Origin of the sequence: Citrobacter sp. Cpa228, assembly GCF_030333085.1 — a bacterium.
Classification (GTDB): domain Bacteria; phylum Pseudomonadota; class Gammaproteobacteria; order Enterobacterales; family Enterobacteriaceae; genus Citrobacter; species Citrobacter pasteurii.
Genome location: NZ_JAOWGQ010000042.1, coordinates 335,357 through 347,922, shown reverse-complemented (window position 1 = coordinate 347,922; position 12,566 = coordinate 335,357). Strand labels below are relative to the sequence as shown.

At 50.5% G+C, this 12,566-nt stretch carries 13 protein-coding genes and 1 pseudogene; 5 read left to right on the top strand and 9 right to left on the bottom strand.

The annotated features are described in order from the left end of the window. Nucleotides 1–18: 18 nt before the first annotated feature. The 9 genes and pseudogenes from OGX91_RS09265 to OGX91_RS09225 all read right to left on the bottom strand — a co-directional run bounded on the left by OGX91_RS09265 (nt 19) and on the right by OGX91_RS09225 (nt 7,226). Nucleotides 19–1,166 (bottom strand): IS3 family transposase gene (locus OGX91_RS09265; RefSeq protein ID WP_123652889.1). Its coding sequence is split into 2 segments (ribosomal slippage): nt 19–929 and nt 929–1,166, totalling 1,149 coding nucleotides; the frame shifts between segments, so codons are not numbered across the junction. A gap of 64 nt (nt 1,167–1,230) precedes the next feature. After that, nucleotides 1,231–1,950, bottom strand: a pseudogene (locus tag OGX91_RS09260) (TerD family protein); the annotation flags it as partial. Between the two features lie 15 nt (nt 1,951–1,965). Next, entirely contained in the window at nt 1,966–2,616 is a 651-nt protein-coding gene (locus tag OGX91_RS09255) for a hypothetical protein (protein ID WP_123651082.1), read from the bottom strand. A gap of 58 nt (nt 2,617–2,674) precedes the next feature. Continuing rightward, the gene (locus OGX91_RS09250) at nt 2,675–3,250 is read right to left on the bottom strand and encodes a TerD family protein (protein ID WP_015062975.1); all 576 of its coding nucleotides are present in this window, start codon (nt 3,248–3,250) and stop codon (nt 2,675–2,677) included. A gap of 69 nt (nt 3,251–3,319) precedes the next feature. Beyond that, on the bottom strand, nt 3,320–3,898 hold the full coding sequence (terD, locus tag OGX91_RS09245; RefSeq protein ID WP_075849312.1) for a tellurium resistance membrane protein TerD: 579 nt from the start codon (nt 3,896–3,898) through the stop codon (nt 3,320–3,322). A 48-nt stretch (nt 3,899–3,946) separates the two neighbouring features. Then, a complete protein-coding gene (terC, locus tag OGX91_RS09240) occupies nt 3,947–4,987 on the bottom strand; it encodes a tellurium resistance membrane protein TerC (RefSeq protein ID WP_075849310.1) in 1,041 nt (346 codons plus the stop codon). A 22-nt stretch (nt 4,988–5,009) separates the two neighbouring features. Then, the gene (locus OGX91_RS09235) at nt 5,010–5,465 is read right to left on the bottom strand and encodes a tellurite resistance TerB family protein (RefSeq protein ID WP_075849308.1); all 456 of its coding nucleotides are present in this window, start codon (nt 5,463–5,465) and stop codon (nt 5,010–5,012) included. 22 nt (nt 5,466–5,487) lie between these two features. Continuing rightward, entirely contained in the window at nt 5,488–6,645 is a 1,158-nt protein-coding gene (locus OGX91_RS09230; protein WP_075849306.1) for a TerD family protein, read from the bottom strand. Then, a complete protein-coding gene (locus OGX91_RS09225) occupies nt 6,645–7,226 on the bottom strand; it encodes a TerD family protein (RefSeq protein ID WP_075849304.1) in 582 nt (193 codons plus the stop codon). Before OGX91_RS09225 ends, OGX91_RS09230 begins: the two co-directional genes overlap by 1 nt. A 318-nt stretch (nt 7,227–7,544) precedes the next feature. Here OGX91_RS09225 and OGX91_RS09220 point away from each other — a divergent pair, with 318 nt between their 5' ends. Genes OGX91_RS09220 through OGX91_RS09200 form a run of 5 tightly spaced genes read left to right on the top strand, consistent with a single transcriptional unit; the run spans nt 7,545 to nt 12,558 of the window. Then, entirely contained in the window at nt 7,545–8,603 is a 1,059-nt protein-coding gene (locus tag OGX91_RS09220; protein ID WP_123651083.1) for an ATP-grasp domain-containing protein, read from the top strand. 9 nt (nt 8,604–8,612) lie between these two features. Further along, entirely contained in the window at nt 8,613–9,755 is a 1,143-nt protein-coding gene (locus OGX91_RS09215) for a phosphoribosyltransferase domain-containing protein (protein WP_075849300.1), read from the top strand. Further along, complete coding sequence (locus OGX91_RS09210) at nt 9,748–10,521, top strand: hypothetical protein (protein WP_075849298.1); 774 nt, start codon at nt 9,748–9,750, stop codon at nt 10,519–10,521. The genes OGX91_RS09215 and OGX91_RS09210 overlap by 8 nt, the downstream gene beginning before the upstream one ends. Before the next feature lies 1 nt (nt 10,522). Then, nucleotides 10,523–11,602 carry a cysteine protease StiP family protein gene (locus OGX91_RS09205; protein WP_182928529.1) on the top strand — a complete coding sequence of 360 codons (1,080 nt, stop codon included), beginning with the start codon at nt 10,523–10,525 and terminating at the stop codon, nt 11,600–11,602. Beyond that, nucleotides 11,602–12,558, top strand: a complete 957-nt coding sequence (locus tag OGX91_RS09200) for an HpcH/HpaI aldolase/citrate lyase family protein (protein ID WP_075849294.1) — start codon at nt 11,602–11,604, stop codon at nt 12,556–12,558. Before OGX91_RS09205 ends, OGX91_RS09200 begins: the two co-directional genes overlap by 1 nt. The last annotated feature ends 8 nt before the right edge of the window (nt 12,559–12,566 follow it).

Sequence of the window (12,566 nt, the reverse complement as noted above, 5' to 3'; positions counted from 1 at the left end):
TGAATCGCCACGGATAATCTAGACACTTCCGAGCCGTTGATAATACTGGTTTTCATATTCTGTCGGTGACATATCATCGCTGGAACCATGCCGACGCTTACTGTTATAAAACATTTCGATGTAATCAAAAATATCACTGCGGGCTTCTTCCCGCGTTCCGTAGATCTTTTTCTTTATCCGTTCGCGTTTCAACAACTGGAAAAAGCTTTCTGCAACCGCATTATCATGGCAGTTACCGCGACGGCTCATGCTGCCTTCCAGGCCGTGTGATTTCAGGAACGACTGCCACTCATGGCTTGTGTACTGACTGCCCTGATCCGAATGAACCAGCACCTGTTTTTGGGGATTACGCCGCCATACAGCCATCAGCAGTGCGTTCAGGACAATGTCCTTTGTCATCCGGGATTGCATGGACCAGCCGATAATTTTGCGTGAGAACAGATCAACAACCACGGCAAGATACAGCCAGCCTTCGTGGGTCCTGATGTAGGTTATGTCCGTTACCCAACGCTCATCCGGAGCATCCGGATTGAACTGTCTCTGGAGCCTGTTGGGTGACACGATACTGGCCTCGCCTTTACGTGCCCGCGGGCTCCGGTATCCGACCTGAGCCTTTATCCCGACACGTTTCATCAGTCGCCAGACCCTGTTCACTCCGCACGGTTGCCCGCTGTCACGCAGATCCAGATGGATTTTGCGATAACCATAGACGCATCCCGATTCCAGCCAGAACTGTTTAATCTGTCCTGTCAGTCTCAGGTCTGCCTGATGGCGTTGTGAATGCGGCTGCTGAAGCCAGGCGTAAAAACCACTGGGATGAACATCCAGCACCCGACAGAGCAGGCGAACAGGCCAGCAACAGGTGTTGTCACGGATAAAGGCGTACCTCAGTCGGACAGCTTTGCGAAGTACGCCGCGGCTTTTTTTAATATGTCCCGTTCGTCGGTAACCCGCTTCAGCTCTTTCTGGAGACGGCGGATCTCGGCCTGAGCATCTGACTGTTCTTTATTTGTGGAAGAATCCGGACCGTACTTCTTTATCCAGGCGTAAAGGCTGTGGGTGGTGATATCGAGACGTGTTGCAACGCTGGCAACAGAATAACCGCGATCAACAACCTGTTTGACTGCTTCAGTTTTAAACTCTTCGGGATAACGCTTACCGCTCATGGGCACCTCTCTTTAAGCCATCTTAAATGACTCTGAGGTGTCTGTTAAACCCGTGGCGATTCACTATGCGATCCAGCACGGACTGAACGTTGCCCTTACTGAACTGGCCACTCATTGAACCGGACGCGTCAAGAACAAACGCAACTGCTGCCTCCAGGGTGTCCAGCTTATTTTTAGTGAGGCTGACTGAGGCCTTTTTAGCGAGACTTACAAGTCGCGGAGATTTTGTTTCGAGTTTCTTTTCCAGACTGATACGAGCAGGTTGTGCTGGCTGCGGAGCTGTCTGTGCGACATCAACACCATAACTCATCGCCAGGGGCTCAAGCCCACCATTGAAACCGAGGCCAAGTGCCCGTAGCTTCCAGCTGCCGTTATGGCGATACACCTCCGCCACGATAATAGCTTTCTCGCTGCGCCCTGCTGTTTCGGGATCAAACGATGCGATACCGGAGGCCTGCAAATTCAGATTCTGCAAGCCTGTAATAGTATCGCTTCCGTCGATCACGAGGGTTATGGCGATTTTCTGAACAGCCGAGGAAACGCGGTTAAGTTCAATATGTACGCTTGATTGCTGCGTCCCTGCCGTCAGTTTTAAAGCCCCCTCCGGTGAACTCAGGTTATTGAAAAAGATGAAATCGTTATCACCGCTCACCTTACCTTGTGCGTTGAGCATGAAAACGCAGGTGTCGGGTTCGCCGTTAAAACCGGGACGTACCGGGTATCGCAGATTAAGAGTGACTGATGATGAAGATAGAAGGATATTTTGACCTGACTGTAATTGCATGACTCTGTTCCTTGTTTAGTAACCGTAGTCTCTGCCACCCTTTACCCGGGTTCTGGCCTGAAGTGCTGAAATACACTCATCGCGCTTTTGCTTGTTCGAAAAGTTGATGCGTCGGGATCCAAAATCACCATGAATATAGAAGTTGACACCTTTCTCGCGTGTGATATTCGATATTTTTCGAATCTCAATGCTGTCCTGCTCGCCCATTCTGCTCAGAAACTTGAGGCGAAGCCGGTCACCCAATCCCATATTACCTATATCAGCAGGAAGAATCATCGTCCTGTCATTGTCGTTAAAAATTATGCCGAAATATTCGATGGCGATGCGTTCTGCCATTTTTTTCATCGGCCAGATCATTACAATCGGATAGAGAACTAATATAACTCCTGCAATATTACGTGATGTTTCCGGGGATAAATTTTTCGCAAGAAGCCCACAAAATTGTAGAACGAGCACTGCTGAAACCACAATAACAACGATGGAGGCACCCAATGTTTTAAACAGGACGCCAATATCATATACACGCTGAATGTTAGGGATTGCTGAATATTTTCTTTTTAGTTTCCGGTAGAAAAATATCCCGAATATCAGGAACGGTAGAAACACAAAAAAAGCCACAACAAAAAGTAGCATTACAGCTGAACCATCATCTTTTTTCTTTGCCATGTGCTAACACCTATAAAAAACCCCGGTGACAGCACCGGGGTTGAGTTTATTTTTATTATTAAATATTCACGCCGTGCTGGGTTGCCAGTGCAGATAACCCGCCAGCAAAGCCCTGACCGACAGCTTTAAACTTCCATTCAGCGCCATGGCGGTACAGTTCGCCAAAGACCATTGCGGTTTCGGTTGAAGCGTCTTCAGACAGATCGAAACGAGCAATTTCCGCGCCGTTGTCGTTGTTGTACACGCGCATGAAGCTGTTACTCACCATGCCGAAGTTTTGTTTACGCGCTTCTGCATCATAGATGGTAACGGCAAACACCAGTTTTTTGATGTCTGCTGAGACTTTGGTCAGATCGATTTTGACCTGCTCATCGTCGCCGTCGCCTTCACCGGTACGGTTGTCACCCTGGTGCTCTACTGCGCCATCAGGACTGGTTTTGTTATTGAAGAAAATGAAATGGGCATCTGACAGCACTTTACCGTCTTCGCCTACTGCAAATACGGAAGCGTCCAGGTCAAAACCCTGACCGTCGGTTACACGGGCATCCCAGCCCAGGCCAACCATAGCGACATTCATGGTTGGTGCTTCTTTGGTCAGAGATACGTTGCCGCCTTTTACGAGAGAAACTGCCATTTTAAGCTCCTGCAAACAGTTGAATTAGGGCTGAATAAACAGCCCCGGATAAGAAAAGTAACTTTTCGATCAGGACGCGTTAATGCCGTACTGAGCACAAACAGATGCCAGACCACCAGCATAACCCTGGCCGACTGCGCGGAATTTCCACTCACTGTTGTTGCGATACAGCTCGCCAAACAGCATGGCGGTTTCAGTCGATGCATCTTCGGTCAAATCATAGCGAGCGACTTCAGTCTGGTTATCGTCATTGACCAGACGAATAAATGCACCCGATACCTGACCAAAACTCTGGCGACGAGCCTGAGCATCATGGATCGTCACAACGAAGATAACCTTGTCAACATCAGAGGGGACGGCGTCCAGTTTAATTTTCAGCGACTCATCATCACCATCACCTTCACCGGTACGGTTATCACCAGTATGCGTTACGGAACCATCAGAAGACGTCAGGTTGTTGTAGAAAATGAAATCAGCGTCACCCCGGACTTTACCGTTAGCGGCCAGCAGGAATGCTGATGCATCAAGGTCAAAGTCCTGACCGTCAGTTGAACGCGCATCCCAGCCAAGGCCCACCAGGACGTTTTTCATTGTAGGAGCTGCTTTACTCAGGGAGACGTTCCCGCCTTTTGAAAGAGAAACACTCATAAAATAACCTCTTCGATTAGTAATTGTTTAGGTTAACACTTAAGGGGATTAGCTCCCCTTTTCCTCAGATTCAGGTTTGCCCGGGAACATGACGCTTGCAATGATACCCAGCGCCAGAACACCCAATACAACATACAGGCTGGTTGTGGCCGCGATGCTGTAACCATGATGCCAGATGTGATCGGTCGCATTCAGCCCAAGTTTTGCCGCAATGAAGAACAGCAGCACGATAACGGCCTTCTCCAGATGAACCAGATACTGTTTCAATGCCTCAAGGACAAAGTACAGGGTACGCAGGCCCAGGATAGCAAACATCATGGCACTATAGACGATTAGCGGTTCACGGCTGACGGCAATAATTGCCGGTACCGAGTCAAACGCAAACATAACATCCGAAAGTTCAACCACGGCCACACACAGGAACAGCGGAGTGGCATACAGCGCCGCCTTTTTACCACGGCCAATGGTCACATCGCTGTTTTCTGGCTTCGCCAGCTCGGCATCCACTTCCTTCTGATTAAGCAGGAAAGCATGACCTCTGAGCTTCGGCCAGATGGGGAAGAAGCGTTTAACCATGCGGTAAGCCAGATGCTGAGAATAATCCTCAATTTCATCATCATCATCACCACTTTTAAGCATCATGACCGCCGTCCAGGCAACGATGATAGCAAAGATGACTTCAACGTACGGCCCCAGGCTCAGCAGGCTCGTACCGATGGCGACAAAAATGCCCCTGAAGACAATGGCACCAATGATCCCCCAGTACAGAACGCGATGGCGATAACGATCCGGTACGGCGAACCAGGAGAAAATGGCCATCATGACAAACAGGTTGTCAACCGACAGCACTTTCTCCAGCGCATAACCCGTAACAAACAGGCTGGCAACCTCAGCACCGTGGTGGATGTAGAGGAAACCGGCAAATGCCATCGCAACCACAACCCAGAATACGGACCAGAGTGCCGCACTCTTCAGGGAGATGGGCTTATCATCACGGTGCATAAACAGGTCAATAAAGATGGCACCGACTGAAAGTGCAATGAAAACAATGACCGTTTCAGTCGGGAAGCCGATGTGTGTTGAAACCATATTTTACCCTTAGGGATGTAGATCAGAGGCCAAATTCAGCCGGGTCGAAGCCCAACGCGATAGCGATCTCGCGGGAGGCCAGTTTCTCATCCTGATCGAAGTTACCGTCGCTCTTCGCAACAGCAATACCAACACGTAAGGCCAGCTGAGCGGCCTCAGGCTGATCCTTCAGCGCCAGGATGTATTTCATTGTTTCGCCCTTGCCGATTTCCACATCGAAATCGAAGCTTGAAACCAGTTTATTGAAAAACTCGATCACCTCATTGGTATCGAAGACCTTCAGCTCTTCTGAAGAGCGCAGAAAGCCCATCATTTTCTGCTTTTCTTCTGAGCTCACGCCGTCACTGGATACGGCAATACGGGCGCAGACAGCAACGGTGCCCTGCATAAATTTTTTGTTTTTGAAACAGCCAACCTGGCGGGTCAGTTCGTCCCGGCCGGAGTTAATGGCACCTTTAACTTTGTCGAAAAAACTCATACTTGCTTCCTTTGTTGCTGTGTTATTTAGAACCGGCGCTCCAGCGAAATCCCCAGCCAAATGCCCGGTCCATTTCGTCCTGGCCTTTGAAGTACTGGTTGATACGCTCGACCTTAATCGCGCCGTTTTCGTTTACGAGTCTGGCAATGGCGCACAATGTGCGACGGTTTTCACCTTCTGTCAGGCGGGTCTCAATCGGGGGCTGATCCGGAACGTGAATGGTGACCACACCATCTGTCTTATCCCAGCTGGGAACTCCTTCGTAGATAAAAGCGTAAATCAGCACTTCACGGATATGCTTCCATTCACGGCCATTGATATGCAGCCACTCGCCGTCTGACACATCCCCCGTACGATCATCGCCCTTGAGCTGAACATAAGGCTCATCACGATAATCACCGAAAGCATTACCCAACGCCTGAATGACCGACTTATAACCATCCTGAAGCTCAACAAACGCCCCCAGGTCCAGGTCGATTCCTTTGGAGCCGAACATGCCTGCAAGCCCGGATTTACTGCTACCCCGGTGCCAGTTCAGATTAATCCGGATTTCACCGAAGTTATCCCGCTTGGTCAGGCTGATTGCAGGCTTCTCTTTTGTCAGAGATACCTTACTCAGGCTGATTTTTGTCTCAGCGGGTGGAGGGGTTGCAACTGGCGGAGTCGGGGCTGCGGGGGCTGGATCATCGGCAATATTTACGCCGAAATGTTCTGCCAGTGGTTTGAGTCCACCGTTGAACCCTTGCGCAACAAAGCGAAATTTCCAGTCATTATTACGACGGTAAAATTCACCCAGAATTAAGGCTGCTTCCTGACGGCCGCTCAGGTCGACAATGCCGCTAACCAGGCCGGTAGCCCCCTGCTCCACGTCGATGGAAAGATTACGAAGACCAGATACCGTCTGCCCACCATCACAGGTCACGGTGAACGCAATTTTCTGAACATCAGATTTCAGCCGGTTGAGCGCGACAGTAAACGTTGAGTACTGGCCTTCACTGACCAGGCTGACGGTACCATCATCGTTACGTGGCTGGCCATAGAACACCATGTCCGCATCACCCTGCACCTTCCCGTCTGCGAACAGTCGAAACGCAGAAGCATCCACCTGGCCACCCGAGGTGATCCGGACCCGCAATTCCTGGGCTGGAACGGGGGCATTGCCCCCCGGCGTCAGATTCATTAGCGGATTACCACTGAAACGATATCGGAGTGCATATCGTCGATTGTGCGGCCGCGACAGGCATGGCCAAGGGCAGTAAAGTCCCAGTTGCCGTTATTACGACGCAGCGAAGCAATAACGATCCCGGTATGTGAGCCCTGCTCAGTCAGCTTGTAGTTAGCCAGCTCTTTGCCGGTTTGATCGACCACACGGCAGAAGGCATTTTCGACGTCATTGAACGACTGACCACGGAAGCTGTTAACCGTAAACGCCAGGTATTCAGCATTTGCAGGCAAGCGGGACAGGGTGACATTAATCACTTCATCATCGCCATCACCCTCACCAGTCAGATTATCGCCACTGTGCACCACAGAGCCGCAGGTGGATTTCAGTTTGCGGAACCAGATGGTGTCAATTTTTTTACCGGTGCTGTCCATTAATACGCAGCCAGCATCGAGATCGATTGAGCCGTTGCCACCTAACAATCCGCCAAGAAAACCTTTTTTCTTAATCGGATCCCAACCGAGACCGAATTGAAGCTGGCTTAACGCAGAAGATTGTTTGCTGAGTGATACCGTCTGGTTCTTACTTAATGAAACCATATATTATTCCTTAAAATGGTAATGACCGAGACAATCAAAGGTATGTTTATTAACTGACGAAAAAATCATATCATGATGAAGTTCACTGACAAGGGAAATTTTGGTAGGTTTCTGAAAAAACACGAATAAAAGATGCTCCAATCCTTGTTTTAATCAAATAAAAACCTTTAAATTCAACATTATGCAAAATTAAGTAAAATCTCAACACTCAATTTTTAGAAGATTGATAAATCATATTATGATTGACATGTAGCAAGGTCACCCATAGACTCATTTCTCAATCACAATACTGCATGGCGTTCTGGATAATAAAAAACTATGAACAAAAAAATTTGGTTTATGGAAGGCTTGTCCTCACAACGAGATATTATTCAGGGGGTAAAGTCATTTGCACAAAAAAATAACTTTGGAATTACCGTTTTTGCCTCCCACCGTAACGAAAGAAATGAAATTCTTTCCGTTGCCGATTATTCGTTGACTGAACCTGAAGACCCGCAAAAACGCCTTCAGTTTATTCAGGAAACCATCCAGAACCATGGCATCCACCATATTCACACGGGCCGTAATACCCAGTGGTTTGAGGAACACCGCACAGCCATTGAGTCGACAGGTGCCACCCTTACTACCGGTGCAACCGGAGCCGACTGGCTTACCCTGGCAGACGAAAAAGTTACTTTTGCTCAGTTCATGGAGCAAAACGGCCTCCCGGTCGTGCCCTCCTGGCGCGTGAATACCCTTGCTGAATTAAAGGCGCACCTCGTGGCCCCACCGTTTTCTGACAGTCCGGTATGCGTGAAGCCGGTGACGGGTATTTATGGCATGGGATTCTGGCGCTTTGATGACAGTGCATCGCCCATGGCCGTCTTTAATCATCCAGAACATCGCCTGGTCAGTCCGCAACAGTATATTGCAGCAGCATCGGCCTCTGAGTCGTTTAAACCCCTTGTTTTGATGCCATACCTGCCAGGCCCGGAATTTTCCGTTGATATCCTCGCAGCTAAAGGTGAAATTCTCGCAGCTGTGGGGCGTCGTAAAGAGGGGGCTATCCAGTATCTGGTGAACGAAGGATGCGCCTGGGAGCTGGCGTGCGCCTGTGCCCGAATTATGAAAGCGGACGGGCTGGTGAATGTTCAGACGCGAAACGATGTACATGGCAACGCAGTGCTACTTGAAACAAACATGCGTCCGTCAGGAGGGGTCGGTTACACGCTTCACAGCGGGGTAAACCTTCCCGGGCTGTTTGCTGCCTTTAAGCTTGGTCTGATGTCTAAAGATGCGGTGATCCAGAGCGCTACAAACACCTTTTCTCCGGTTGCAGTCAGATCCATCACGGATGTAATCGCATACCCGGAATTACTCTCTAACCGACTGAATTAAGGCGAATTTATGTCTGAATCCCTCGAAGATATGATTTATCGCCGTAAACTCTCAAGCGGCACTATCCAGGTTACCCGGGACCGGGGTGAAATCCCGCTCGATGACCTGTTTGATATCGCTGAAAGACGCAACCCGAAACGGGCCTTTCTGTTTGTCAGCAAAGTTCTCGGCAGGCATATTCCCGTTCCACCCTCAGTCATGCGGCAGGCCTACAGGCAGCTTGCCAACCAGTTTCCATCAACACTGGCAGGGCCCGTGCTGTTCATCGGCATGGCTGAAACGGCCGTTGGGCTTGGTGCAGGTGTGTTTGATGAAGTACGCCATCAGCATCATGAATCTGTCTATCTGACGTCTACCCGGCACCCGGTTGATGGCTCGTTGCTTTGCGAGTTCAAGGAAGAACACAGCCATGCCACCGATCATCTGATTTTTCTGCCAGATGATGAAGAGAAAAGACGCCGGGTTACCGATGCGCGAACGCTGGTTTTGATTGATGACGAAGCAACGACCGGTAATACCTTTGTTAACTTGCTTTCTGCCCTGCGTAATACCGGCAAACTCCAACATATCGAACAGGTTATCGCCGTAACACTTACCGACTGGAGTAGCAATGCCCTGCCGGAGCGTAGCCCCTTGCCTGTCCGTTCAGTTTCTCTTGTAAGCGGTCGGTGGGGATGGACCCCATTACCTGATGCACCTGTGCCAGACATGCCGAAGGTCAACGTAACTTCGCGCGGAGAATGGGACATTCAGGGAAAACAGTCCTGGGGGCGACTGGGGATGCTCGCACCAGCGGCCGATCTCGGTCATGGGGTATCAGTCCGCCGGGGAGAACGTATTCTGGTTCTCGGGACCGGGGAATTCGTCTGGGAACCGTTCCTGCTCGCTGAACGGCTCGAAGCTGCCGGGGCACAGGCATTTTACGGCTCGACCACCCGCTCCCCTATCGCTGTTGGTTATGCCATTGAGTCCGCGATTTCATTTACTGATAACTACGGGCTGGGCATCCCCAATTTTGTCTATAACGTAGCCCACCAGCAGTTTGACCGTATTCTTGTTTGTACTGAGACTTCCGCAGAAAGTATTGATAGTCAGCTTATGAACGCGCTGGCTGATGTTGCCCCCGTCGTTGAGATTGTTACCTATGAATAAACCCGTTGTTCTGAGCGACCTTGACGACACGCTGTTTCAGACCCGTCGTAAAATGGTAGACGAGCTGGCCCTGGAACCATTTCGTACCGGTGCCGTTGATCGCACCCTGAATCCACGAAGTTTTATGACAGAAGAACAGTCCATGCTGGTGGACTGGCTCCTTGAGCAGGCTGAGCTCATTCCTGTTACCGCACGGGGAACTGAAGAAATAAGCCGCGTCAGGATCCCTTTCCGCTCCTGGGCAATCACAACGCACGGGGCCGTCATTCTAACGCCAGAGGGAACGCCCAACGAGGAATGGAAGGCCCTTATGCTCGACCAGTTAGCGCCCTACCAGGAAAGGTTAGAGTCTATGCAACGTCTGATCACTGAAATGATGGACGCAAAGGGTATCAAGGCCTGGGCAAGGCTTAACTATGAATATGATGAAACTCCGGTTTATATGGTCATGAAACACCGGGACAGCACACGCCTCGATGAGCTCACTGCTATTGCTGATGAAATTGAAAAGGTGTTCTCAACGGAAGGTTTCTACATCCATCGAAACAGTAATAACGTAGCCTGGCTCCCCACGCCGGTTGAGAAGGGGCGAGCTGTCAGCTGGCTGCTCGAAAAGCTTCGCGCTGAGCGAGGTGTTTTCCCCGTAATAGGTCTGGGTGACAGCCTGAGCGATCACCGTTTTATGAAACTGTGCAGCTGGTTTGGCCTTCCGCGACAGAGTCAGTTTGCAGAGGCCATTTCACAGCGAATTTTTGGAGAAGAATAAAATGCAGCTACATGAAACATTCGCTGGCTCATACCAGCCCGGTGACGTGGAGTTTCTGCTAAAGCCGGTAGTCATTGAGATGACGCCGGTTGAGCAAAAAGAAGAGCTGATTCAGTCCGGAAAGAAACATTATTCGGACATGCTCAGCAAGGAGCCAGCGCCAACAAAATGGCATCTTGATTTGTTTCACCGGGCGCTGGATCGGGGTGCAGACAGGCTTGCAAAAGAAGTCACGCAGCTCGCTATTGCTCTGGCCGAACGCTTCGGTGATGAGCCCATCGTTCTGGCCAGTCTTGTCAGGGCTGGCGTGCCCCTCGGCGTTATGCTGCACCAGGCCCTGCGTGATATGGGGAAAACCTCATGGCATTACGGCATCAGCATCATCCGGGATCGCGGAATTGACAGTACAGCACTCGACGTCATTGAAGAGCGACATGGTACCAGCGGTATTGTTTTTGTTGACGGATGGACAGGTAAAGGTGCAATTACCGGAGAACTTGTACGCGCACTGAAAGATCGCCCAGGCTATCCTGAGCAGCCGCGACTGGTTGTCCTGGCGGATCCCTGTGGCTGCTCCTGGCTTGCTGCCAGTGATGACGACTGGCTCATCCCTTTTGGCATCATGGGTGCGCCGGTGTCAGGCTTGATCTCCCGATCAGTATGGTCCTCCGAAGGGTTACATGGTTGCATGGTTTGCGAGCATCTCAGCGAATACGAATGCAGCCGTATGCTTGTTGATACCATCGCTCATTTCCGTAAGAAGTTAGCACCGTCATCCCTCGCACCTCTGAACTGGAATATGGAATCAGCCCGGGCCTTATGGCAGACGAGTCGTGACGTTATCGCGTTCCTGGCCGATGAATTTAAAGTGGACAGCGTCAATCGTATTAAGCCAGGCATTGCTGAAGCAACCCGGGCCGTTTTACGTCGGGTACCGGATCATGTTTTTGTGCGTTCAATTGATGACCCGGACGTTGCACTGCTTGTAGGGCTTGCTCGTGAAAAGGGAATAGTTGTTACAGAAATGGGGGGAACCCTCGGCCAGTATCGGGCTGTAACCATTATCAAGAAGGTACACTGATGAAAAATCGTCTTTCTCCCTGGAATCTGGGGGCAACGCTATACATGCCTGCAACCCGGGAAAATATTGCTGATGCCGTTCTGCACGGGAAAATCCCAGGCTTACGATCTCTGGTCATTTGCCTTGAGGATGCTGTCAGTGAAGCAGACATCCCCGTTGCCCTCAAAAACCTTGAGCAGTTGCTGCACGAGCTCAGTAACAGCATGCGTAGCCGGGGTAAAAATGACTGGCCTCTGGTGTTTATTCGTCCCCGGCATGCCGAAATGGGCAAATGGTTAAAAGAGCATTATGATCTTTCTGCTGTCGATGGATTTGTGTTGCCTAAATTTACCCTCAGTTCGTTAACTGAATGGTGGGATATCATGGGCGGGACTCACCTGTGCATGATGCCAACACTGGAAACAGAAGACGTCTTTGACGTGGTTCAGATGCGCGTGCTGGCCACCCGCCTCATGGAACATCCCTGCCACGAACGCATTATTGCACTCCGAATCGGCGGCAACGATCTTATGAACGTTGTGTCGCTTCGCCGTCCCCGGGATCTGACGCTGTATGACAGCCCGATGGGTTACGTCATCAAAATGCTCGTTTCGGTCTTCGGGCCGCGTGATTTTGCCCTGACCGCACCCGTGTGTGAGCATATTGACGATCATGCCGTTATGGCCAGAGAGTTGGCTCTTGATATGGCGCATGGGCTCGTGGGTAAAACAGCCATTCATCCGCGTCAGATAGAGGTCATTCAAAACGCGCTGATGGTCACCCAAGGTGAGCACTCTGACGCTCTGCGGATCCTGAACTCTACCCAGGCTGTGTTTAAGTCGCAGGGAGCAATGTGTGAACCCGCTACACATCGCCGCTGGGCGGCGGATATTCTGGACAGAGCTCGTTTTTACGGATTACAGAATGAGCAAAGCGCTGATGGAATCAGATTACTTACCGTGACCCAGCATCATTAAGGAAATCA